Source organism: Hallella seregens ATCC 51272 (genome assembly GCF_000518545.1).
GTDB lineage: Bacteria > Bacteroidota > Bacteroidia > Bacteroidales > Bacteroidaceae > Prevotella > Prevotella seregens.
This window is the reverse complement of the sequence record NZ_JADU01000034.1, coordinates 1-25684: the sequence shown is the minus strand read 5'-3', so window position 1 is coordinate 25684 and position 25684 is coordinate 1. Positions and strand designations below refer to the sequence as shown.

The 25684-nt window shown below is 37.8% G+C and carries 23 protein-coding genes and 2 pseudogenes; 18 read left to right on the top strand and 7 right to left on the bottom strand.

The features are described from left to right. The 17 genes and pseudogenes from L888_RS14925 to L888_RS13595 all read left to right on the top strand — a co-directional run. Positions 1-156 (top strand): annotated as a pseudogene (locus L888_RS14925) (helicase); the annotation flags it as partial. Between the two features lie 268 nt (positions 157-424). Beyond that, on the top strand, positions 425-1336 hold the full coding sequence (locus L888_RS0110070) for a toprim domain-containing protein (protein ID WP_027952801.1): 912 nt from the start codon (positions 425-427) through the stop codon (positions 1334-1336). Between the two features lie 143 nt (positions 1337-1479). Further along, complete coding sequence (locus L888_RS13600) at positions 1480-1833, top strand: plasmid mobilization protein (RefSeq protein WP_044249117.1); 354 nt, start codon at positions 1480-1482, stop codon at positions 1831-1833. Continuing rightward, positions 1830-2759, top strand: coding sequence for a relaxase/mobilization nuclease domain-containing protein (locus L888_RS0110060; RefSeq protein ID WP_027952799.1), 930 nt, complete (start codon positions 1830-1832; stop codon positions 2757-2759). The genes L888_RS13600 and L888_RS0110060 overlap by 4 nt, the downstream gene beginning before the upstream one ends. 2 nt (positions 2760-2761) lie before the next feature. Then, positions 2762-3409, top strand: a complete 648-nt coding sequence (locus tag L888_RS0110055; protein ID WP_027952798.1) for a hypothetical protein — start codon at positions 2762-2764, stop codon at positions 3407-3409. Positions 3410-3552: 143 nt separating this feature from the next. Continuing rightward, on the top strand, positions 3553-3843 hold the full coding sequence (locus L888_RS0110050) for a helix-turn-helix domain-containing protein (RefSeq protein ID WP_023924947.1): 291 nt from the start codon (positions 3553-3555) through the stop codon (positions 3841-3843). After that, positions 3833-4723 carry a DNA-methyltransferase gene (locus L888_RS0110045; RefSeq protein WP_027952797.1) on the top strand — a complete coding sequence of 297 codons (891 nt, stop codon included), beginning with the start codon at positions 3833-3835 and terminating at the stop codon, positions 4721-4723. The genes L888_RS0110050 and L888_RS0110045 overlap by 11 nt, the downstream gene beginning before the upstream one ends. Positions 4724-4726: 3 nt before the next feature. Beyond that, a complete protein-coding gene (locus L888_RS0110040; RefSeq protein ID WP_027952796.1) occupies positions 4727-7639 on the top strand; it encodes an N-6 DNA methylase in 2913 nt (970 codons plus the stop codon). Positions 7640-7709: 70 nt separating this feature from the next. Then, on the top strand, positions 7710-8627 hold the full coding sequence (locus tag L888_RS0110035) for a hypothetical protein (protein ID WP_044249115.1): 918 nt from the start codon (positions 7710-7712) through the stop codon (positions 8625-8627). A 7-nt stretch (positions 8628-8634) separates the two neighbouring features. Further along, entirely contained in the window at positions 8635-9483 is an 849-nt protein-coding gene (locus tag L888_RS0110030) for a S1 family peptidase (protein WP_027952794.1), read from the top strand. A 352-nt stretch (positions 9484-9835) separates the two neighbouring features. Then, entirely contained in the window at positions 9836-11059 is a 1224-nt protein-coding gene (locus tag L888_RS0110025; protein ID WP_018362335.1) for a site-specific integrase, read from the top strand. Between the two features lie 116 nt (positions 11060-11175). Next, on the top strand, positions 11176-11379 hold the full coding sequence (locus L888_RS0110020; protein WP_018362334.1) for a helix-turn-helix transcriptional regulator: 204 nt from the start codon (positions 11176-11178) through the stop codon (positions 11377-11379). 14 nt (positions 11380-11393) lie between these two features. After that, a complete protein-coding gene (locus tag L888_RS0110015) occupies positions 11394-12443 on the top strand; it encodes a hypothetical protein (RefSeq protein WP_100189562.1) in 1050 nt (349 codons plus the stop codon). A gap of 85 nt (positions 12444-12528) precedes the next feature. Then, complete coding sequence (locus L888_RS0110010; protein WP_027952792.1) at positions 12529-15240, top strand: type I restriction endonuclease subunit R; 2712 nt, start codon at positions 12529-12531, stop codon at positions 15238-15240. Between the two features lie 3 nt (positions 15241-15243). Beyond that, entirely contained in the window at positions 15244-16665 is a 1422-nt protein-coding gene (locus L888_RS0110005; RefSeq protein ID WP_027952791.1) for a type I restriction-modification system subunit M, read from the top strand. A 5-nt stretch (positions 16666-16670) separates the two neighbouring features. Then, positions 16671-17831, top strand: coding sequence for a PDDEXK nuclease domain-containing protein (locus L888_RS0110000; protein WP_018362330.1), 1161 nt, complete (start codon positions 16671-16673; stop codon positions 17829-17831). Between the two features lie 11 nt (positions 17832-17842). Beyond that, positions 17843-19291: a restriction endonuclease subunit S gene (locus tag L888_RS13595; RefSeq protein WP_027952790.1), complete on the top strand. Its 1449-nt coding sequence runs from the start codon at positions 17843-17845 to the stop codon at positions 19289-19291. Between the two features lie 27 nt (positions 19292-19318). Here the strand turns inward: L888_RS13595 and L888_RS0109990 are convergent, their stop codons facing one another. Next, a complete protein-coding gene (locus tag L888_RS0109990) occupies positions 19319-20122 on the bottom strand; it encodes a tyrosine-type recombinase/integrase (RefSeq protein WP_027952789.1) in 804 nt (267 codons plus the stop codon). Between the two features lie 63 nt (positions 20123-20185). Between L888_RS0109990 and L888_RS14155 the strand changes: the two genes are divergently transcribed. Then, positions 20186-20653: a restriction endonuclease subunit S gene (locus L888_RS14155; RefSeq protein ID WP_018362328.1), complete on the top strand. Its 468-nt coding sequence runs from the start codon at positions 20186-20188 to the stop codon at positions 20651-20653. On the opposite strand, the gene L888_RS0109980 is transcribed toward L888_RS14155, so the two are convergent. The 6 genes and pseudogenes from L888_RS0109980 to L888_RS14920 all read right to left on the bottom strand — a co-directional run. After that, positions 20648-21847, bottom strand: coding sequence for a restriction endonuclease subunit S (locus L888_RS0109980; RefSeq protein ID WP_027952788.1), 1200 nt, complete (start codon positions 21845-21847; stop codon positions 20648-20650). The two genes, L888_RS14155 and L888_RS0109980, sit on opposite strands and share 6 nt — an antisense overlap. 431 nt (positions 21848-22278) lie before the next feature. Next, a complete protein-coding gene (locus L888_RS0109975) occupies positions 22279-22920 on the bottom strand; it encodes a hypothetical protein (protein ID WP_018362324.1) in 642 nt (213 codons plus the stop codon). 2 nt (positions 22921-22922) lie between these two features. After that, entirely contained in the window at positions 22923-23843 is a 921-nt protein-coding gene (locus L888_RS0109970) for a relaxase/mobilization nuclease domain-containing protein (RefSeq protein WP_027952787.1), read from the bottom strand. Further along, positions 23840-24193 carry a plasmid mobilization protein gene (locus tag L888_RS0109965; protein ID WP_018362322.1) on the bottom strand — a complete coding sequence of 118 codons (354 nt, stop codon included), beginning with the start codon at positions 24191-24193 and terminating at the stop codon, positions 23840-23842. The genes L888_RS0109970 and L888_RS0109965 overlap by 4 nt, the downstream gene beginning before the upstream one ends. Before the next feature lie 149 nt (positions 24194-24342). Next, on the bottom strand, positions 24343-25254 hold the full coding sequence (locus tag L888_RS0109960; RefSeq protein WP_027952786.1) for a toprim domain-containing protein: 912 nt from the start codon (positions 25252-25254) through the stop codon (positions 24343-24345). Between the two features lie 267 nt (positions 25255-25521). After that, a pseudogene (locus tag L888_RS14920) lies at positions 25522-25684 on the bottom strand (helicase); the annotation flags it as partial.

Here is a 25684-nt window from a genome sequence, read left to right as displayed (position 1 = left end):
AGAGTTGTACAGGATATCTGGAAGCTCACACCTGTGTCCAATACGCTGACCTACACTACGTATCAACTTAGTTACAACACTCTGCAGTATTACTCTCCTATTCGAAGGACTGGAAGGTTTTATACAATCACCAAGGAGCAACTCAAGAGTTTATAAACAACATTATACCCATTATTTTGATGAAATGATGAATAGGTTATATAAAGCTTTCAGTACAAGTCGTTTACGTTCTCATCTTTTATTCATCGTGGATATTCTGCTGATGAAAAAAGAAAAGGATGATATTCTTCTTTTCGTCAGCGATTCCATTTTGAAGAATAGTATGATGAGGGCATGATGAGTTTTCAACTATCTGATAACCATATAGATAAAATCAAATTCATCAAATCATCAAATTAATCATCACTTTAACTTCTATATAATTATGAATATAGACCAAATTAAACAGATAAAGTTGCAGGACTTTCTTGCAACAATGGGCTGTAAGCCCGTCAAACAGTATGGTGTCAATCTCATGTATCTCTCACCACTTAGAACGGAGAAACACGCATCGTTTAAGATAAACACCGAACTTAATTTATGGTACGACTTCGGTATTGGCAAGGGTGGAAACATCATAGACTTGGCAGAGTTGCTCTACAACTCTTCAGATGTGTCGTATCTCATTCATCAGATAGAGCGTAATGCGCTAGGCTGTGTATCGGTCAGTCTGCCTACAGTCAAGCCGAATGCACCGCAGAACTCCTTTGAAAATCTTCAGGTACTTTCCATCACCCATCCTGCTCTTATCAATTATCTTGAAGAAAGATGTATTGGCATTGAAATAGCAAGAACTGTATGTAAAGAACTGCACTTTGATACAAGGGGCAAACATTACTTTGGTATTGGCTTTCCAAATATTGCAGGTGGCTACGAAATACGTAATCCGTTTTTCAAAGGGGGTATCACTCCAAAAGACATCAGCCTATTTCATAATGAAGAATCAAAGCAATCGTGTTTTGTCTTCGAGGGTTTCATGGACTTCCTTTCATTTATGATGCTCCGAAGAAAGGAGAATGACGGACTAAAACGACAAGATTATCTGGTACTCAACTCTGTGTCAAATGCCCACAAGGCATTAAAGCCATTATCACACTATGAGAATGTTCAATGCTTTTTGGATAATGACGAAGCAGGAAGAAATGCCTACCTGAGATTATCGAAGGAATTGGGTAGTTCAGTCTTAGATTCATCTTCTTTGTATAGTGATTTCAAGGATCTAAACGACTATTTATGTGCTGAAGTCAAACATTCACAGAAGGCTGTAATCAAAAAATCCAAAGGAATAAGGCCATAACAATGGGATATGCTTCGCATAATCTATTTTTCGGGGAGCAAGTTTATGTTTTGAGCATACCAAAACCACTTGCTCCACCTCCTTCCACTCGGTGCAGAGGATTATCCCGTTGGTCTCCATCAAATCAAATTAAAGAAACAAGTATGACTAAATCAGAATACAACAAAGGCGGTCGCCCAACCAAAGGCGCAGCCGAAAAGAAGAAATACTGTATCACGGTAAAACTGAATACGCAGGATTATTATACGCTTAAAGGTAAAGCCAAGAGCGCAGGAATATCTATGAGTGAGTTTGTAAGAAAACTTCTTTATAATGGAAATATCATTGAACGCCTTACGGTTGAGCAGGCAGACTTCATTCGTAAACTGTGCGGAATGGCAAACAATCTCAATCAGTTGGCGCATCGCGCCAATGCAGAAGGTTTTCATGCCGTTGTCCCTTTCCATAAAATCGTCATTGGCAAGATAGATGAAATATTAAATCTGATACGAAGATGATAGCCAAGATAATGAAAGGTTCGGGGTTCAAGGGTATCGTCAATTACATCCTTGACCCGAAGAAAGAAACGGATCTTATAGATAGTTCTGGAGTGAGAACGGATGGTATCAATCATATTGTTCAGAGCTTCATCGACCAAACGGAACTGAATCCACGAGTGGGTAAGGTTGTTGGCCATATCTCCCTGAGTTTCTCCGCACAGGACTCCCTAAAACTCAGCAATGAGTGGATGGCGAAAGTTGCTCGTGAATATATGGAGAAGATGGGGATAAAAGATACGCAGTACATTATCGGTCGCCATTTCGATAAGGAGCACCCACATGTGCATATTGCATTCAATCGGATAAACAATAACGGCAAGACTATTTCTGACCGTAACGACCGATTCAGGAGTGAGAAGATTTGCAAGGAACTGACAATTAAATATGGTTTGTACTTTGCTGGTGGCAAGGAGAATGTCAAGGAACACCGCTTGAAAGAACCCGATAAGACCAAATATGACATCTATCAGGCATTGAAAGCAGAAATTGCTCGGTGCAGGGATTGGACAACTCTCCTTAGTCATTTGGGAAAGCAGGATATTGGTGTCCGTTTCAAGTACAAAGGCAACTCACAGGAAGTTCAAGGTATTATCTTTGAAAAGAACGGCTATCGTTTCAATGGCTCTAAGGTGGACAGGAGTTTCTGTTATTCCAAGATTGACTTTGCCCTGCAACAGAATGATAGGGAACACGGTCAGCAGATGCAAGGAACGATGAATCTTATATCTAATGTTGCAAATGTTACGAGCCAAATAGCCAACGACCTTATAGAAGGAGGATTGGGATTGTTCCAGAGTCATGGCACTGTCCCTGCGGAGGTTTATAATACACTTGATAAAAAGAAGAAAAAGAAGAAAAAGAAAAAACGTAAAATACATTTATAATTATGGCTGACAATAATACATTTGTTCTCTTTGAGGAAATCAAAAACAAGCTGGAGACAATTTACAGGGAACTAAAGGAGCTGAAAGAAAAGGGAAGAAGTTCTATTTCTCTCACTACTCCATCTACACCAGCACAAGGTGACGAACAGCAGGAACAGGATTTGCTCAATCAGTATGAGCAACGGACAAAAGATGTAATTAACAAGTATATTGATGTGCAAGTGCGCATCAAAGACGAGAAAGCTAAGTCCATTGACAAATTGGTGGCAAGTGTCTTGACCATGTTGCACGAGTGGCAAGAACAGAAAGAGCATCCACAACCGCAGAAACACATCCATAGACACAGTTTTGACATCAAGTCATCGAAAGTCTTTACAGCTATGGTGGCAGTGTCTGTCCTCTGTCTTGTTTCTTTGGTCGGCAATTACTTCTTGTGGCAAAGCAAACTGCAATACAAAGATGACGCCTTGAAATTCCGTATCATCAGAGTGTGGCGAGGTTGTAGTTCTAAGGAAATCCTATGGCTCAACGATGTGTTTGACGTTCATCGCAAAGAAAAGATTATCAAGCTAATCAAGGAAAAAGTAACCGGATACGACTTGCAACTAAAATCAAAGGCCGATAGTCTGATGCAGGATAAGATAAAATGAAATTTGTCAAGATAGAGTGGATGCACTTCACTCTATCTTAATTTAAATAACGCAGGATGTTTCAAAAAGTCTTTGAAAAATTTGTTTGTTTCAAATAGAAATATTACATTTGCCAAATAAAGACAAATTGATTATTGACAAATATGTTGTTTGCTAATAAATTAAAAGAACTAAGAGAGGGGAAACAGTTACTTCAAAGGCAGTTGGCTTCTGCATTGGAGATAGATACTCCTATGTATAGCCGTATTGAAAGAGGGGAAAGAAAAGCCAAAAGAGAGCATGTCATTTTATTGGCAAAGTTACTTGGCGCAAACGAAAAGGAACTTTTGCAATTATGGCTGGCAGATAAAGTCTATGATGTTTTAGCAGAAGAAGATTGTGCTGACGGAGTAATTAATATGGTTGCAGAAAATATACGCGAATATGGAAAATAACATTCAAGATTTTATTAATAAGGTTTTTGAAGACGACTGTCTGAAAGTTATGCCTAATATTCCAGACAAATCTGTTGATATGATTTTGTGCGATTTGCCTTACGGTACAACACAAAATAAGTGGGATTCTGTCATTGACTTAAAGAAGCTCTGGCAACAGTATATGCGTATAATAAAAGATAATGGTGCTATTGTTCTGACAGCACAAGGTCTTTTTACTGCAAAACTTATTTTAAGCAATGAGGATTGGTTTAAATATAAAATAGTTTGGATAAAATCAAAATCAACGAATTTCTTAAATGCTAAGAAGCAGCCTTTGAGAAAGCACGAGGATATTTGTGTGTTTTATAAACAACAACCTACATATAATCCCCAAATGACAAAGGGAGAGAGTTATGATAAGGGTATACGCAAAAATCAATATACAGGGAGTTATGGAGATTTCAAGCCACGTCATGTTCAAAGTAATGGCATGCGCTATCCAAATGACGTTTTGCTTATGGATGATAATGAATTGCCAATAGAAGACTTTTTGTATGTGAAAACGGCAGAGTCAGAGGGACCTGTATATCATCCAACTCAAAAGCCTATTGAGCTTGGGCGATACTTAATAAGAACATTCTCTAACCCTGGCGATATTATTCTTGATAATGCTTGTGGCAGTGGTAGTTTCTTAGTTGCTGCTGCTATGGAGCATAGAAAGTATATAGGAATCGAGAAAAATCAGAATGTAATGCTACATAAGGTCGAAGCAATAGATTATATACAAGTATGTGCAGATCGCCTTGCAGAAGTTACTGCTAAGCAGCACAATGATAAAATGGAACCTGTCATACGAGGTTTTTTTGACAACAAAGTATATACTTCAGCTGCTAAGTAAATTATGGCAAAACTTGATATAAAGAGAAACGAACGAGATTGGGCTGGTCAACTTATTAGTTGGATAAAATCAGCTATTGACAGAAAGACTACTGTTTTTCAAGACGCAACTAATGATACAGGAGTAAAGATGAAATCGGGAAGAACTAAATTCCCTGATATTCTTCTTTTCGTTGATAAAACTTCTGGTGTAATATTCAATGGATGGGAATTGAAGTTTCCAGATACTACCGTTGACGATACCGTTATGTTGGAGAATGCACTGGAAAAGGCGCATAAGCTACACTCAGATTCCTTTGTTACATGGAACGGTGCAGAAGCTATCATTTGGCATATAGACGATGAAGAATATACACTTGATAGCCTATCAAAGTTAAAAGTCTATCCAAAGGTTTCAACTATCAACAGTCGTGAGGATTTAGCTGATCCTGTAAAATTTGCACAGCATGAACCATTATTGAAAGAGCGTACAGAGGAAATCCTGCATGATTTAGATTCTTTGTACCGTAATGGATCTTTGAAACCTGCGCTTGATATTTCTAAAAATATCATTTCTGCTGTACGGGAAGCATCTACTATCATTATTCCACAATTCCAAGAGGCGATAATTCTGGAGAAGGGTAGTAATCGTTCGTTTAGAGAGGAATTTAACAAATGGAAAATTTATGAAAGTTCCACTTTGAAGATATTAGAATCATCTTCGAGGAAGAAGGAATATGTCATACCAGAACAGGTGTTGGCAAAATTTACTTTTTACAACTTGATAGGTAAGATTATTTTCTATTTGACTCTTTGCGAGAATTTAAGTGGAGAATTGGAGCCAATTACTCTTGATGACAGTAAGTCGGCTAAAGATTTATTGAATGGCTATTTTGATAGAGCTAAGAAGATAGATTATCAAGCTATCTTTAGACCGTATTTCACCGATAGTATAGAATATTCTAATTTGACCGATAAAGCAATTTATTCTCTATTGGAGGTGCTGACCGCTTTTGATTTCAAAGTGTTACCAACAGAAGTCATTGGGCATATATTGGAAAGCCTTGTGCCTGATGATGAAAAGCAGAAGTTTGGACAATATTTTACTAATGAAGTATTGGCGAACCTTGTGGCTTTCCCTGTTGTTAAGACTAATAAGGACGTATTGTTCGACCCAACTTGCGGAGCTGGTACTTTTCTAAGCTCATTTTATGATATTTTACGAGCTTTAGGTACAAAGGAACATGGGGAGCTACTAAAGCAGATATGGGGTAATGATGTATCTCATTTCCCTGCAATTTTATCTGTTATCAACTTATATAAGCAAGATGTAGTGGCTACAGACAACTTTCCGCGTGTTATGCGTAATGACTTTTTTAATTTGGAAGTTGGAGAAAAGGTCGTCTTTCCAGATTTGCACGACCATAATGAACATATTGATGTCCCTATACCAACTTTTGATGGTATAGCAAGCAATTTCCCGTTTATACAACAGGAGGATATTCCCAATGAGAAGCTGTCAGCTTTCTTTAGACAGCAATTTCAGAGTGAGCAACAAGCTTTTTTGAAAGATGATACTTTCAAAATCAATGAACGTTCTGATTATTTTACATACTGTATTTATAACGCTGATAGATTTCTCAAACCTGATGGTTGCTTGTCAGCAATAACATCTAATGCGTGGTTAGGGAAAGAATATGGGTTCCAATTTAAGAAGTTCTTATTAGACAACTTTCATATACGATATGTTGTAAAGAGCAATGCAGAACATTGGTTTAAGGATTCGCAAGTGTCCACTATTTATTTCGTTTTAGATAAGACGCAAAGTAGTGAACCAACAAAGTTTATCACACTCAATGGTAAGTTGAGCGAGTTGTTTGTTGCAGAATCTAAGGACGAACAAATACAGCAGATTGAAGATTTTTATAGTGATATAGATAATTGCTGTGATTCTCATAATGGGCTATGGGAGAAGGACAACTTCTTTGCTGACCTGTATAAGCGTAAAGATGGAAGTTTATCTGTCTGCTTGGTATCTAAGGAATGTTTGTTAGATAGTCTTGAAAACAAGACTAATTGGGGACAGTTTTTCCTTTCCACCAATCTATTTGCCAGCTTTGAAAGTTGTTTAACCCAATATTATCCAAACATCGTAAAAGTGTTTAGAGGAGAGCGGACAGGTTGGAATCCTATGTTCGTCATTAAAGATAGGGATATAAAGTCATCACATATTGACGAAAAGTATTTGGTTCCGTATGTGAAATCATCATCAGAGCTTCAACAGATAGAATTTGATGATAATTATAAGTTTAGGACATTCGTCTGCCAAGATGAGGAAAATGCAATAGACAAAGGGACAAAATCATGGATTGATAAATTTGTGAACGCACCTAATAAGAATGGTAGCCAAACAATATCAGAGGCATGTGCAGGACACCACCCTTATTGGTATTCTCTGAATCCAAAAAGGGCACATATTATCACTGCAATAAACCCGTATGAGCGTTTCTTCTTTACTTTTGCTAAAGAGCCATTTGTTATTGATCAACGTTTGATAGCAATGCAGGTACAGGATGGTTATAATGTAGAGCTGATAGCAGCCCTACTCAACTCTGTTATTACATTTCTGATACTCGAAATGAGAGGTACTTCACGAAATTTGGGTGCTTTAGATTTAAACGCAGACTTCCTCAAGCAACTCAAGATGCTAAATCCGAACTTATTGAGCAAGAAAGAAGTTAATGAAATAATTTCGGCATTTCGACCAATAAAGAATCGAACTATTAATTCTGTTATGGAAGAAGTAACTCGTACTGATAGGCGCAATTTTGATGCAACTATATTAAGGTGTTTTGGCTTAGACGAAAAACTGCTCGAAAACCTATATAATATCCTTATCAGTGCAGTAAATGATAGAATATCTATATCAAAAAAGTAGGTCATTTTAAAAAGCTATGATTTTATATACAAAGAAATGCTAAATATTGTCTAAGAAAAATTTCATAAAAATGTTAGATAAAGAAATAATCATTCGTCGATTGGCAATCGTGAAGTACCTATATACTATTGCTGTTCAGCAATCTATGCAGGTTGAAACTGTTGCTGGCTTTTCTATTTTGTCCTTCCATGATTGTGCTGAAATATTTTTATTGCTTATTGCAGAAAACAAGAATCTTAAGGCTCAAAAATGGTCTTTTATGGACTACTGGACTCATATTCCAGAATTAACCCTTCAAAATTCTATGAATGCACTAAAAGATCGCAGAGTGAGTATAAAACACAAGGGACAATTTCCGTCTAAATCAGACATAGAGCTTAGCCGATTAACAATAACGCAGTTCTTAGAGGAGAATACATCTAAACAATTTGGTATGGAATTTAAGGAAATTTCCATATCTTCTTTGATATCTTTTAAAAGTGTTAAAGATTACATTGATATAGCAGAACAGAAATACCAATCGGGAGAAATCTATGAATGTTTGGAAAATTGTAAAATTGCTTTTGGGGAATTGCTACGTTCGTATGAAGCGAATAAATCGTCGCGATATAGTTTCAATAACATTTTAAATATCGGGAACGAAATTTCTAATAATTATAGTTCTCTTGTTGGTAACCATAACAGAGATTCAAGATGGTTCGAAGATGTAACGAAAACAACTAATAAACTTCGCAATGTACTTAAAATTACGGCACTGGGAATAGATTATAGAAAATATGTCTTTTTCGAAGCTATAACTCCTTATATTCAAGTTTGGCATAAAAAAGATGGTTGTGAATACAATGCTAATGCTATTGGAAAAGACTTGTATGAACAAAGAATGCAGCCAAGAAATGTTGACTGTAGGTTTTGTATAGATTTCGTCATAGACAGTGCTCTTAAGCTTCAAGATTTTGATTTTAATTTAACAAGCATATATAAAAAATAGAGATAATATGGATTTATCTATAATTGAACAACTGTGCTTTAGTACTGTTCGTATTGAAACGACTTCCAATGAAGGTATTTCATACTCTGGTACAGGTTTCTTTTTCAATCTATCCATAGATGATAAGACCATAGTGCCCTTACTCGTAACTAATGAGCATGTCGTAAAAGGTATGACCCAAGGGAAGTTTATCATGAGTGAGTGTGATGAGAGTGGTAATCCTATTTATACGAAACATGTTCCCATAAACATAGAAAAGAACTTTGAAAAGAAATGGTTTTTTCATCCTGATTCCGAGATAGACCTTTGTGTTATGCCGGTGAATCCTATTATTCAATCTTTTCAAGAAGGATTTGGGAAAAGATTTTTCTATCGGGCTTTTGATAATACTATAATTCCTACCTTTCAACAGTTACAAGATGTTGATATAGCTGAAGATATCTTGATGATAGGTTATCCCAATGGATTATGGGATGCTATAAATAATATGCCTATAGTTAGACGTGGTATTACGGCAACAGACGTCAAGTTAAATCATAATGGGAAAAGAGAATTCGTTATAGATGCAGCTTGCTTTCCTGGCTCAAGTGGTTCTCCTATTATTTTATTCAATAAAGGAGGTTATACTGATAAAAAAGGAAATTTGAATTGGGGGAAGGGACGACTTATGTTGTTAGGTATATTATATGCAGGTCCCCAACTTACAGTTTCTGGAGATATTAAAATTGTTACCATTCCAGATGTTCAAGAAAAGGCCTTGTCAATTTCTCACATACCTAATAACTTAGGCTATATAATTAAATCAGAAGCATTATTAGATTTTGTTCCTATTATAAAGTCAATTTTGAAATTGTAAGCTTTCAGAAAAGGACGCATGGGAACAATTTGGGAACATTTATAAAATAAGAAAAAGCTAAGTATTGAGTAATCAATTACTTAGCTTTTTACCTTGTACCCAGACCCGGTACAATGTCGTGAAAACAAGAGAAACCAAAAGAATATATTATATTGATAATCAGCTATTTGCAATTTTCTTATATTTAGTTATTTTGGCCTTTTTTGCCTATTTTTTGTTAGATAGTACACTTTTAGTACACTTTGATGTTCGGAACTTTTTAGTATCTTTGCAAAATAAGAAAACATCTGAAAATAAACAAGTTAATGATTTTACTCGGTTTGATACACATTTAGGTACATAACTATCAACTATGGCAAAATTAGAAAATAAAGCAAAGGAGAACCCGAAATTGGAGCAAAATACGCTTTCTGATGGTCGGATAAGTCTTTATCTGGAATATTATCTCGGTAGAGAAGAAAAACCTGTGTTGGACGAAAACGGCAATACAGTTTTGTATGAAACAGGAAAGATGGCAGGCAAACCCAAAGTACACATCAAGCATAACAGAAGAAAAGAGAACTTGCAGTTATACTTGATAGCCAAGCCTCGCACCCCTGTGGAGCGACAACAAAACAAGGAAACGCTTGAACTGGCTACCAAAATCCGTGCTGAGCGTGAACAACAGTTTAAGGAGAGTATGCTTGGTTATCGCCTGAAGAAAGACAGAAATGTCAACTTCTTAGACTATTATCAGGCGTACATAGACAGTTATACGAAGAAAGACCTACGAATGATAAAGATAGCCTTGAATCGTTTTAAGGATTTTCTGAAAGAGCAATATCCAGTTTATGAGTTTAGCATTAAGCCCGACTTAATAACCAAGGATATGATGGAACAATTTGTTGAATACCTACAATCGAGAAGTGTCGGCGAAGGAGCAAAGAGTATCTATCAGCGTTTCAAGAAAGTTGTTCGTTATGCCATCGATCACGAAGTGATGTTGAAAGACCCTTGTAAGGGAGTAGTGTGCAAGGTGGATGAGCAGATTTTACGCAAAGATGTGTTGTCAATGGATGAGATTCAATCACTGATTCAATGCCATTATGATAATGAAAATCCCAATGTCAGGCGAGCCTTTATCCTTTGTCTGTATTGTGGTCTGCGCTTCTGCGATGTGAAAGACTTGACTTATAAAAATATAGATTACACCAATCGCCTATTGAAGTTTGAGCAGAATAAGACAAAAGGACATTCGGCGCATAGTGGTGTAGTTATTCCTCTGAACGATGGATTGCTATCATTGATAGGCGAAGCTCCAGACGATTTGGATTCTTCTATATTCAATCTTCCCTCGTATGAGAGCTGCTGTAAATCTGTGAAACGATGGGTAAAACGTGCAGGAATCAACAAACACATCAGTTGGCATTGCGCTCGCCATAGCTTTGCCGTGAACATCCTCAACAACGGAGCCAACATCAAGACCGTTGCCAGCCTATTGGGGCATAGCGGATTGAAGCACACGGAGAAATATACTCGTGCCGTGGATAAATTAAAGTCGGAAGCAATCAATAGTTTGCCAGAATTGAAAATTTAAGATGAAAAATGAATTGAAAAACATTTTTTTGATTAGAAACAACCATCTTTTTACTCAAAAGAGATATATTCTGAGAAATAATGAGTAATTTTATGGCGTAATCAAGTTACATAAGTATGGAGCGCAAGAAAATAAACCGTTTAAAGGTGGTTCTCGCCGAGAAAGGAATGACCAATAAACAACTGGCAAAGATTTTGGATAAAGACCCTGCTGTTATATCGAAGTGGGTAACGAATGTTGCCCAGCCAAATGTTGAAATGTTCATTCAGTTGGCAAAGATATTGGGCGTGAGGGTTGATGATTTGTTGTGGACAGAATAATATAAGGGAATCTTATGACTGAAGGATATTTATTAGAACTGGTTCAATGTGCATTATCAAATGCGAATACGCAGAATTATCTAACTAGCAATTTGCTTAAACAAGCTCAACGCATAGCTACCCACCGCAAAGATTTTATAAATCTATGGTGGATATTACAAGAATTGCAGGGTAATCCACAAGGGACATTTCGAAGAATTGATGACACAATGAAGGCTAAGTTCGTTAAAGAAGACTATGAATTATATGGGAAAAAGTATTTAATGAAATGGTTAGAAGAAAGGAGTATTAACGAACTAAATCCAACAGGGGATATAAAGAAAAGCGACCAAGTCTTCCCATATAGTATTTATGATATAGAAGATAGGATCCAGACAATCGAAAACCACAGAAAATCCTTGGTTAATACCAAAGGTATGCATACTTTGGATGTATATTATACGGAGCAGAATAATGCTGCGAATCGAATGTTCCTTAATCTTCAGTATGAGCAATTTCAGAATATAGTAAAAAGGATTAGAGACAGAGTAATAGACTATCTCATAGAAACGGAAATGCAATTAATGCAGGGTAATACCTTATCAAGATACTTTGAAAATAATAAAGAATGGGTCGTAAATAAGTTGGAAAACATAGACACTAATTTTAATGATTATATTAAAGCGATAGATTCTCATATGATAAAGGGGACGCCTATTGATTATGAGGAGGCATTACTTGATATAAGAAAAGTATTGATGCTTTATGCAAATGCGATTTGCCCTCCCCAAGCAGACCCTGTTACCTGTTCCGATGGCAAACGGAGAGTTTTAACAGAGGACAAATACCTAAATAGAATATCATTTGTGTTATTTGAAAAAGCAGGTAAGCATACTCATACAGAATTGCTAAACCAAAGTGTTGAAGATTTGGTGAAAAGAATAGAGAAAGTAAATGAGCTCTCTAACAAGGGTGTACATAATAAAGTGACGGAACAAGAAGCTAATCAATGTGTAATAATAATGTATATAGTGCTTGGTGATTTAATTCGGATTGGAGACGAAGAAGTCTTGCCTTTATCTTGAAATATGTTATTTAGATGATTGATTTATTTGAGAAAATCATTTCTTTAACTTCCGATAATATGCACTTATAAGAATCATAGAAGATATGAAACCAGAAGAAAAAGCGCGAGTTATCATAGACAGAATGTTTGAAGAAGCAGGCTGGAAAGTCGTTGATAGAGATAAGTATGCTCCAAATATGACGGCTGTGGCTATCAAGGAAGGATTGATGGTTGGCAATAGGGAAGCTGATTATTTATTGTTTCTCAATGGAAAAGCAGTTGGGGTATTGGAAGCTAAGCGCATTGAAACAGATATAAATTCTGATATTGTGCAAGAACAAGCTCGCTTATATACACGTAGTTGTCCTAAGTGGTGCCAAGCATGGTTTCCTAATATACCTTTACCCCTTGCCTATGTTGCTAATAGTAGAGACTTGATGTTTTATGATACTCGAAAGAGTAATTCTGAATTTGAGTATTGTAAGAAAATCCATACTCCCAAAGAGGTTAAAAAGTTATTAAGCTTGGAAGATGATTATGTTGGCTTGCCCACATTGAGCCCCAAAGGATTGCGTGCGTGCCAATATGAGGCAATCACTCAATTAGAGCAATCGTTTCGTAATGGTGAAAATCGTGCTTTGATGGTTTTAGCAACGGGTGCCGGGAAGACTTATACTGCTTGTTTGGCAGCCTATCGCATGTTAGCTTTCACGCCAATGAAGCGCATCTTGTTTTTGGTGGATAGGAATAATTTGGGTAAGCAGGCTGAAACTGAATTTGGTACATTCCGTTTGACAGAGAATGGCGATCCATTCAATACTATTTTTACGGTTAATCGCTTGAAGTCTTCAAGTGTACTAACAGATAGCAATGTGGTAATATCCACTATACAACGACTTTTCTCATTGTTAAAGGGTGACGAAATTACCGATAATGATGAGGACGATGAAGAAATTGAAGATAAGGAAATAATGCTCCCAGAGAATCCTAATCTTCTTTCAGATTTCTTTGATATGATAATTATTGATGAGTGCCACCGTTCTATTTATGGTAATTGGCAGAAAGTCCTCAATTATTTCTCAAAAGCAAAGTTGATAGGATTAACAGCAACACCTATTCCTGAGACGAAGGCTTTCTTCAATGGCAATATCATCGTAAACTATACGTTGGAGAAGTCTATCGTTGATGGCGTAAATGTTGATTGTCGTGTTTATCGTATCAAAACGCAGGCAACAGAGAACGGCGGTGCTATTCTCGAAGGTGATAAAGTAAAGAGAGAAACATGCTATACGGGGCAAGTTCAGACTATTAACAACCAAGAAACAAAAAATTATACTCGTGAGGAACTTAACCGCAGCATCATCAATCCTGCACAGATTAAGTTGATATTGGAGACCTACCGTGATGCCGTATATACCGAGTTGTTTACCGACCCGCAGCGAGAACCTAATATGGACTATCTGCCCAAGACACTTATCTTTGCACTCAATGAAAATCATGCAACTAATATCGTGCAAATAGCAAAAGAAGTGTTTGGACACAATGATAATTGTTTCGTACAAAAAATCACTTATTCGGCAGGTGATAGCAATGAGCTGATACGACAGTTCCGCAACGATAAGGATTTCCGCATCGCCGTAACTTGCACATTGGTGGCAACAGGTACAGACATTAAACCCCTTGAAGTGGTAATGTTTATGCGTGATGTGGCATCAGAACCGTTATATATTCAGATGAAAGGACGAGGTGTGCGTACCATAGGAGACGAGCAACTACGAAATGTAACGCCCAATGCTTACAGTAAGGATTGTTTCTTTTTAGTAGATGCCGTAGGTGTTACAGAGCATGAAAAGTCTATTACTTCTCCCTCAGACAGTGCAACCACCAAACTAATCTCCTTGAAAGAACTTTTGGAGAAAATAACGCATGGTAACGTAAGTGATGATTATCTGCGTTTATTAGCAAGTCGCTTATCTCGTATCAGTCATAAATGTGAAGAAAAGGACCGTGAGAAGTTTATCAGTCTTGCACATATAAGTATGATGGATATTGCATCCAATATCTTTGATGCGCTTGAGCAAGGATCCTTACCAGAATACGTCAATGTGAATGAGTCAAATACGATCCGCAAGGCTTTGGTGCACAACATTGCGAATGAGCCAGATGCACGTGAGTTTTTATTGATACTTAATGCAGGTTTTATTGAGACCTTGATGCCCGGAGAAGATATGCTTATTTCAAAAGGCTTTTCACAGGAAGAAGCGCAGGCGACCACTTCGGCTTTTGAAGCCTATTGTGAGGAGCATAAGGATGAAATAGAAGCATTGCGCATCATCTACAATAATCAAGGCGAGCCTCTTACTTATGCGATACTAAAAGATTTGGAGAATAAATTGAAATTTGCAAATAGTAAGTTTAATACTTCATTACTTTGGAACTCTTATGCCATAATCAATCCCCCAATGGTAAAACATAGTTCTACAAAAGAGGAAAAAGAAGCTCTTACAAACATTATCCAGTTAGTGCGTTATGCTTTTCACCAGATAGGAAGGCTCGAAAGCTTGTATCCATCTGCCAACCAACGTTTTAATCTGTGGTGTGGACAAAATCAACGACCTCTTACAGAAGAGCAGATTGGAGTGATGCAACAAGTATTTAGCTACATTGCATCGAATGGTTATTGTACAATTACAGAGATTAAAGACAATGACAAGACACAGGCGGCACAACTTATCCGTGCCTTTGGTGGAAAAAATATAGCAAATGAAGCTTTGTCTTCATTATCACAATTTATCATTTACAGAAAAATAGCTTAACAAATGGCAACAAATATATCAACAGAGCAAGCACTTACCAAAAAGGTTTGGAATTTAGCGACCACGCTATCAGGACAGGGTATTGGATACACCGACTATGTTACTCAACTTACCTATCTCCTCTTTCTCAAAATGGATGCGGAGAATGAGGAATTGTTTGAGGAAACATCTTCTATCCCTGAAGGCTATCGCTGGAGTAATCTGATAGAGCTTGATGGCTTAGACTTGATAGAGCAATACGAGAAGACGCTGAAAATACTCAGTGAGCAAGACAATCTTATCAGTACTATTTTCACAAAGGCACAGAACAAGATTGATAAACCTGTTTATCTTAAGAAGGTTATTTCAATGATAGACGAAGAGCAGTGGCTCGTAATGGATGGCGACGTGAAAGGTGCTATTTACGAGGGTATCTTGGAAAAGAACGGTCAAGATAAAAAGAGTGGTGCAGGACAATATTTCACTCCTCGTCCTCTTATTCAAGCAATCGTTGATTGTGTGCAACCTAAGATTGGCGAAACGGTGTGTGACCCAGCTTGTGGTACAGGCGGATTCCTGCTGGCCGCATACGATTGTATGAAACAACAATCACAAGATAAGGACAAACGTGACTTCTTGAATAACAAGGCATTGCATGGTGTCGACAACACTCCGTTAGTTGTTACCTTGGCTTCAATGAACCTGTATTTACATGGCATTGGTACCGACCGTAGTCCTATTGCGTGCGAAGATAGTTTGGAGAAAGAGCCTGACACCTTGGTACATGTAATTCTTGCCAATCCTCCATTTGGAACTCGTCCTGCAGGCTCAGTGGATATCAATCGTCCCGATTTTTATGTAGAAACTAAAAATAACCAGCTTAATTTCTTGCAACACATAATGCTGATGCTGAAAGCTGGTGGGCGGGCAGCCGTAGTACTTCCTGATAATGTTCTGTTTGAGGGCGGTGCAGGCGAAACTATCCGTAAGAAGCTATTGAGCGACTTCAACCTGCACACCATCTTGCGTTTGCCCACTGGTATTTTCTATGCGCAAGGCGTTAAAGCCAATGTGTTGTTTTTTGTAAAGGGGCAACCAACAAAGGATATTTGGTTCTATGATTATCGCACGGATGTAAAGCATACATTGGCAACTAATAAGTTGCAGCGTCATCATCTTGATGATTTTGTAGCCTGCTATACTGCTAATCCTCGTGTCGAAACCTATAATAAAGATACAGCTCGTGATGGTAGATGGCGCAAATATGCGATAGAGGACATTATAGCTCGCGACAAAACAAGTCTTGATATCACATGGATTAAGGCAGGTGGAGAGGAAGAACAATTTACATTAGATGAGTTAATGACAAATATCACAACTCAAGCCAGTAACATCAGTAAGGCAGTAGCTGAATTGCAGAAGTTAATGGATGGAATTAAAGAGTAAACGGAATGGATAGTAATGTGATATTGAGTCAAGAGCAGCAGTTTGATGAGGTAATCAACATCATTTTGCAGCATCAGGGTCGTGCTTCAAGGGCAGTGAATGAAGAAACACTGCTTATGGCTTGGAATGTGGGTGGTTATGTTTCCAATAAGTTAAAAACAGAAGAATGGGGTAGCAAAGTTGTTACTCAACTTTCTGAATATATCCGTACCAAACAACCAAAGTTGAAAGGATATAGCAGAAGAAGTGTATATAATATGGTGCAGTTCTACGAAGAGTATTCTTCCGAAAACTTCTTATCTATAGCATCACAATACCTATCTAAAGAATTTGTGCAGCCAAAAATTGCACAAACTAATGATAAGCCTTTGATACAAGATTATCCAGGAATTGACACTCTTCCTATGCAAGTTATCCAGCCAAGAATTGGACAATTCCCAAAGTTGCTTACACTGACCACATTAACAAACCATATAGAGATATTATGTCGTTGTAAAAGCAGCGAAGAACGACTATTCTATATTTTGTATGCTCATAAAGAACATTTGGTAAAAAGAGAGCTTCAGCGTAGCATTACCAACCAGACCTACACAACATTGTTAGGCGATAAAAAGAATATGTCGAAAGGCTTATTACAGAATTATCCTAATGCTCCTGTTGTATTTAAGGACACTTTGTTTGTTGATTTCCTTGGGTTACCTCAAAAACATAGTGAAGCAAAGCTCAAGAAAGGATTGATAGAACACATGAAGCAATTTATTCTTGAGTTGGGTAAAGATTTTATCTTTATGGAACAAGAGTATAACCTCAATGTGGGTGCATCAACTTTCAAAGCCGACTTATTGTTCTTCCATCGTGGGTTACAAGCACTTGTTGCGGTAGAACTGAAAAAGACAAAGTTTCATCCTCGTGATCTCGGGCAGTTGGAATTTTATCTCGAAGCCCTTGATCGTGATGTAAAGCGAAGCAACGAAAACCCTTCTATTGGTATTCTATTATGTTCTGATGTTGATAAAATGGTGGTAGAATACGCTATGAGTCGCAGTATGAGCCCAACTTTGATAACAGAATACAAACGTATTCTTATTCCGCAAGAGCGTATGCAAGAACAACTCAATGAATATTGCAACCTTTTTCTGGAAGAGCAAAACAATACAAATGATTAATTTGGTAGATAATGGACACAAAGAAGTTAAGACAAAAGATATTAGACCTTGCTATTCATGGCAAACTTGTACCTCAAGACCCAAACGATGAGCCTGCATCTGTTTTGCTTGAGCGCATCCGTGCAGAAAAAGAACGCTTAATCTCAGAAGGGAAAATAAAACGTAGTCGAAAGTCTGCTAAAACTACCGATACGCCCCATTATCCGCAGGACGTGCCGTTTGAAGTACCCGAGGGGTGGGAGTGGTGCAAATTAGACGACTTGGCTTTTTATAAGAAGGGGCCATTTGGTAGCAGTCTCACGAAATCCATGTTCGTACCGGACTCACCAGATGCTTATAAAGTTTATGAACAAAAAAATGCCATAAGCAAAGATGCTACGTTAGGGCACTATTTTATTGACAAAGACAAGTATGAAGAACTCAAGGGTTTTACTGTTCAATCAGAAGACATAATTGTCAGTTGTGCAGGGACAATAGGAGAAACCTATGTATTACCACTAAATCTGAGGGAGGGTATTATTAACCAAGCTCTTATGCTCATTAGACTTTTTGATAAGTCCATTTCTGATTTTTATTTACTCTACTTTGATTTCATGCTTAAAAGTGAAGCAGCAAAAGAGAGTAAGGGGACTGCCATCAAGAATATTCCACCTTTCGATATTCTAAAGAATTTCTACATTCCCCTCCCCCCTTTTGCAGAACAACAACGCATTGTAGCTGAAATTGAACGATGGTTTACTTTAATTGATACGGTTGAGCAAGGAAAGTCGGACTTACAAATAGCCATCAAGCAGACAAAGAGCAAGATACTTGACCTTGCCATTCACGGCAAGCTCGTGCCACAAGACACTAATGACGAGCCAGCATCGGAACTGCTCAAGCGCATCAATCCCAAGGCTGAAATTACTTGTGATAACGAGCATAGTAGGAAGTTACCCTATAATTGGTGTTTATGTAATCTTGGAGATGTTTGTATGCTTGAGAATGGCTTTGCATTCAGTAGCGACCAATATAAAGCAAAAGGAATACCATTGATTAGAATATCAAACATCAAAGACAATGAAATTTCACTATCTTCTTGTGTCTTTATAAATGAAGGATATGAAGAAAAATATATCGTTCATAGTGGGGATTTACTGATAGCAATGTCTGGTGCAACAACTGGGAAAATGGGCATATATAATCAAAAATATGTTGCTTATTTAAATCAGCGCGTTGGTAATATTAAGATTGTGGATTCTAATTTGCTTTTTGACAAGTATAGAAATTATTTCCTCTTTTCTCAAAAAAATAAAATTTTAGAATTAGCATATGGGGGAGCGCAGCCTAATATAAGCGGCAAAGTCATTAACTCTTTATTTGTTCCTCTTCCTCCCATCGCCGAACAAAAGCGCATTGTGCAAAAGATAGAGGTGCTATTTTCAATTATTGATACTGTTGAACAAGCTTTGCAAGCATAGCCTTATTGGGCTACGCTTGCAAAACAATTACCAGTTTACAACTTTATCCACTATCTTCTGTTGCTCATTCGTTGTCCTGCGTAGATAGATGCGAGTGGTCTCTATGCTTTCATGCCCCATAAGGTCGGCTAATAGCGCAAGGTCATTGAAACGGTCGAGGAAATTCTTTGCAAAGCGGTGGCGGAAAGAATGTGGATAAACCACATCACGATTGATGCCATACTTTTCAGCAAAATGTTTAAGCTGTTGGGCAATACCACGTGTTGTAATTCGATTGCCAAAGCGATTGAGGAATATATACCCCGAACTTAATCCCCTTTCTTTAATCCACTTATTTGCTTCTGTCCGTAAATTCTTAGGAATATACAAACGCCTTATTTTGCCACCTTTACTATAAAGATCGAGATACCCTACTTGTACATGCTCTGCTTTAATTTGTAACAATTCACTGACACGTGCGCCCGTTGCTGCCATAAACCATATCGTGAAGAACCACTCATCAAAGCCATCAGCCTTTAGTTTGGTCTTCAAGAACTTGTAGTCGGCATCACTTATCACATTTTCCAAGAAGTTCTTTTGCTGTACCTTAACAAACTTCACTTTTAGTTTCTCCTGCTTTGAGTATTCCAAAAATTTATTGATTGCCTGCAAACGTAAATTAACAGTCTGAGGCTTAAAATTCTCAACAAGGAATCCTTTGTATGCTAAAAGGTTCTTTTTATTCACTTCCTTGTAATGTTCAAAGAAGTAGTTCACTGTCCACACATACGATGTGATGGTGTTTGGTGCCAAGTTGGTCTTGGCAAGATGTTTCTGAAATGTTGTTACCATATTACATTGATTTATAATGAATAAAGTAACAATATAATAAAGCATATCGAGCATTATCCGAAGTTGCCTAAGGGATGGAGCATATACAGGCTTGGAGACGTTGTAAAATATGAACAGCCAACAGCATATATTGTACAATCAACTGCATATAGTGATGCTTATCCTATTCCTGTTCTAACGGCAGGGAAATTATTTATTATTGGGCATACGAAAGAGACGGAAGGAATCTATAACAGACTACCTTGTATTATCTTCGACGATTTTACAACTGACTCTCGATTGGTGGATTTCCCTTTTAAGGTTAAATCGTCTGCAATGAAAATATTACAAGTGCATTATGGCGTCGAAGTGGAATATGTATCATTGTTTATGAGCATAACAAGACTTGTCGGTGACACGCATAAACGATATTGGATTTCAGAATATTCAAAGTTGGAAATACCTATTCCTCCACAAGAAGAACAGAAGCGGATTATAGGGAAAGTGCGTCTACTCTTTGAGGTTTTAGATGTAATTGAGGAGAGTTTATAAGTTCTCCTCAATTACAGTAAGCAATGCATACGCAGCATTTATTGCATCAATAATTCTTTCTTGTTCTGCATAAGGCGGTATCGGCACAGGGATCGCCTTAAACAGTTTTTTGTTCAAGTGTGGAATAGCAGAGCCTACTTTATTCTCTCTCAAAGACTTTCTATGCAAATTGATGATGTCTAAGACAAACTTTTCATTCATATTTTCATTGATATTTAGCTGCTTGAAAGTACTACCTTGATAGCCCTCAGTTGAAGTTTGGAACACTTCTCCCGAGTTCTCTCCATCAACTAATATCATATATGTGTTGGCTGGAACATATCTGCCAGCTTTTATAACTTTCCCATCAGAAAACCCTCTTAAAAACTTTGCGTCTAAGCTGGTCAGCAACCTATCTTCTTGCCTTTCTCCATCAAACAAACCACACACTTCCTGCATAGAAGTAATGCTCCATCCCTTAGGCAACTTCGGATAATGCTCGTTATCACAAGTAATTTCAGCCTTGGGATTGATGCGCTTGAGCAATTCCGATGCAGGCTCATCATTCGGGTCTTGTGGTACGAGTTTGCCGTGAATGGCAAGGTCGAGGATTTTACTTTTCGTCTGCGTGATAGTGGTTTGTAAGTCCGCTTTGCTCTGGTCAATGGCATCAATGAGTTTGAACCAGCGTTCAATTTCTACAACGATACGTTGCTGTTCGGTAAGTGGTGGGAGAGGCATAAAGGTGACTGCAATTTTCTCCTTTGATATATTAGGTTGTGCGCCACCACCTCCCATAGCTATAAATACCTTTTTATTTGCAAGTAAGAAATAGAATAAATACATTTGCTCTATCTTATAGTCACTACAGGCACAGCAAGCCTGATTTGTTGTTGCAGGGAATGTAAGTATACCAATCTTTCCTATCGTAGCTCCATACATAGCTATAAGAATACTACCTATGGGATTTAACTTAACAGAAGTCTCATCTAATGCCTTTTGAGTTATAAATTCAGGTATATCCGTAATCAATCCATCGTTTAAGTCACCCGTCTTTAGCCATGGGATGTTGCCACCATAATAATCCTTTCTCAAACGACTGGGAGTCGCCCCAGATTGCCATGTTCCAATTTCTCCTAATGTAGTCCACTCCCAGTTTTCTGGCACCTCAAACGGCACATTCTCATAATGGGGCGTATCGGAAGAATTAGCCATTATATCTCTCCACTGATATGCAATAAGTAAAGAAGGGAGAATTTACTACTTAAGAGTATCTGAAAAAGTTACTGATAACCAATCAAAGGTATCTGATAGGGTGACTGATAAGCAATCCAAGATAACTGATAAACGAAAGGTTATAGTGGTGAAAGTGGGTAGCCAAGGCATTAGAAAATGGTGATAAATTAACATTAAATCGTATTTCCATCTTACAATTAATAGCTGAAAATCATTATATTACCAAGATGGAACTTGCTGCTGTAGGAATTAGTTTCACCTCCATCATGCGTAACATCGAATATATGCGTAATAAGTACCTCCGCCGTGTTGGACCAGATAATGGTGGCTTTTGGGAAATCATAGACTAAGATGCAGCGCACAAGCCCAACCAAGCACCCCACGTTTGGTTGGGCTTATTCCGTATAGAGTTACTTCAATTTTCTTTGCATCAGACTATCCGCCTTTTGCTTCAATTCCATGTCGTAATCATCTGCTTTTTCCTTGATTAGTTTGATAATCTTTTCATTACGATGAATGTCAAATACATCGTTAAGCCATAGGATTTCCTTAGGGCTACAACCTCTCCATACTCTAATGATACGAAATTTCAAGGCATCATCTTTGTTTTGCTGTTTGCTTTGCCACAAGAAGTAGTTACCGACCAAAGAAATAAAACAGATGATAGACACAGCCACCACAGTAGTAAAGACTCTTGACGATTTGATATCAAAGCTGTGCCTGTGAATATGTTCCTGCGGTATTGGATGCTCTTTATTCTCCTGCCACTCGTGCAACATGGTCAAGACGCTTGACACCAATTTGTCCATGGATTTAGCCTCCTCGTCCTTGATGCGCACTTGCACACCAATATACTTGTTAATCACTTCTTTTGTTCGCTGTTCATACTGATTGAGCAATTCCTGTTGCTCATCACTTTGTGCTAGTGTAGATTGAACAGGGAGGGAAACAGAACCATTCTCCTTTTCTTTCAACTCCTTTAGCTCCCTGTAAATTGTCTCCAGCTTATTTTTAATTTCCTCAAAGAGGACAAATGTATTATTGTCAGCCATAGTTATAAATGTATTTTACGTTTTTTCTTTTTCTTCTTTTTGTCAAGAGTGTTGTAAACTTCCGCAGGAACAGTACCATGAGTTTGGAACAATCCCAATCCTCCTTCGATGAGGTCGTTGGTAATTTCGCTCGTAACACTTGCAACATTGGATATGAGATTTATCATTCCTTGTGTCTGCTGTTCGTGTTCCCTGTTATTCTGTTGCAAGGCAAAGTCTATCTTGGAATAACTGAAACTCCTGTCCACCTTAGAACCATTGAAACGATAGCCATTCTTTTCAAAGATAATACCTTGAACTTCCTGTGAGTTGCCTTTGTACTTAAAACGGACACCAATATCCTGCTTTTCCAAATGACTAAGGAGAGTTGTCCAATCCCTGCACCGAGCTATTTCTGCTTTCAATGACTGATAGATTTCATTCTTGGTCTTGTCGGGTTCTTTCAAACGATATTCCTTGACTTGCTCTTTACCTGTAGCGAAGTATAAACTGTATTTGGCAGTCAGTTCTTTGCAAATCTTCTCACTTCTGAATCTGTCGTTACGGTCAGAGATGGTCTTGCCGTTGTTATCTATCCGATTGAAAGCAATATGAATGTGCGGATGTTCCTTGTCGAAGTGGCGACCGATGATATATTGCGTGTCTTTTATCCCCATCTTATCCATATATTCACGAGCTATCTGCGCCATCCATTCATTGCTGAGTTTGGGCGTGTCCTGTGCGGAGAAACTCAGGGAGATATGGCCAACAACCTTACCCATTCGTGGATTTAGTTCTGCTTGGTCGATGAAACTTTGGACAATATGGCTAATACTGTCTGTTCTTACTCCAGTACTGTCTATTAGCTCCGTCCCTTTCTTCGGGTCAAGGATGTAATTGATGACACCCCTGAAGTCCGAACCTTTCACTATCTTTGCAATCATCTTCGTATTAGATTTAGAATTTCGTCAATCTTGCCAATAATGATTTTGTGAAAAGGAGTAACGGTATGGAACCCTTCCGCATTGGCACGATGTGCTAACTGGTTGAGGTTGTTTGCCATTCCACACAGCTTGCGAATGAAATCTGCCTGCTCAACCGTAAGGCGTTCAATTATATTTCCATTATATAGAAGTTTTCTTACAAACTCACTCATGGATATTCCTGCGCTCTTGGCTTTGCCTTTGAGCGTATAATAATCCTGCGTATTCAGTTTTACCGTGATACGGTATTTCTTCTTTTCGGCTGCGCCCTTGGTTGGGCGACCACCTTTTTTATATTCTGTTTTTATCATACTTGTTTCTTTTATTTTATTTGATTTGATGGAGACCATCGGGATAATCCTCTGCAACGACTGTCAGGAGGTGGAGCAAGTGGTTTTGGTATGCCCAAAACATAAACTTGCTCCCCCGAAAAATAGATTATGCAAAGCAAATCCTTCAATCATAGATTAATCCCTCTGATTTTCTTATTTTCTGTTTTCTCAGAATGCTTGGATTCAGCACAAAGATACTCGTTTAAGTCCTTGAAACCACTGTATAAAGTTGAAGCATCTGTAACTAAATTCCCAAATTCCTTCGATAATCGCAGATAGGCATTTCTTCCTGCTTCATCATTGTCCAAAAAACATTGAACATTCTCATAATGTGATAATGGTTCTAATGCCTTATGGATATTTGAGACAGAGTTGAGTACCAAATAATCTTGTCGTTTTAGTCCGTCATTCTCTTTTCTTTGGAGCATCATAAATGAAAGAAAGTCTATGAACCCCTCAAAGACAAAACACGATTGCTTTGATTCCTCATTATGAAATAGACTGATGTCTTTTGGCGTGATACCTCCTTTGAAAAACGGGTTACGTATTTCGTAGCCACCTGCAATATTTGGAAAGCCAATACCAAAGTAATGTTTGCCCCTTGTATCAAAGTGCAGTTCCTTACATACAGTTCTTGCTATTTCAATGTCTATACATCTTTCCCCAAGATATTTGATAAGCGCAGGATGGGCTATGGAAAGTACCTGAAGATTTTCAAAGGAGTTCTGCGGTGTATTCGGCTTAGCTTTAGGTAGACTTACCGATACACCGCTTGGTGCATTACGCTCTATCTGACGAATGAGATACGACACATCCGAAGAGTTGTAGAGCAATTCTGCAAGGTCAATGATGTTACCACCTCTGCCAATACCGAAATCGTACCATAGATTAAGTTCGGTATTTACCTTAAACGATGCGTGCTTCTCCGTTCTAAGTGGTGATAGGTACATGAGGTTCACACCATACTGTTTTACGGGTTTGCAGTCTATTGTTGCAAGAAATTCCTGCAACTTTATCTTTTTTATTTGGTCAATATTCATAATTATATGGAAGTTAAAGTGATGAAAAATTTGATGATTTGATGAATTTGATTTTATCTATATGGTTATCAAATAGTTGAGAACTCATCATGCCCTCATCATACTATTCTTCAAAATAGAATTGCTGACGAAAAGAAGAATATCATCCTTTTCTTTTTTCATCAGCAGAATATCCACGATGAATAAAAGATGAGAACGTAAACGACTTGTACTGAAAGCTTTATATAATCTATTCATCATTTCATCAAAATAATGGGTATAATGTTTTTATAAACTCTTGAGTTGCTCCTCGGTGATTGTATAAAACCTTCCTGTCCTTCGAATAGGAGAGTAATATTGCAGGGTGTTGTAACTAAGTTGATACGTAGTGTAGGTCAGCGTATTGGACACAGGTGTGAGCTTCCAGATATCCTGTACAACTCTCCTTATC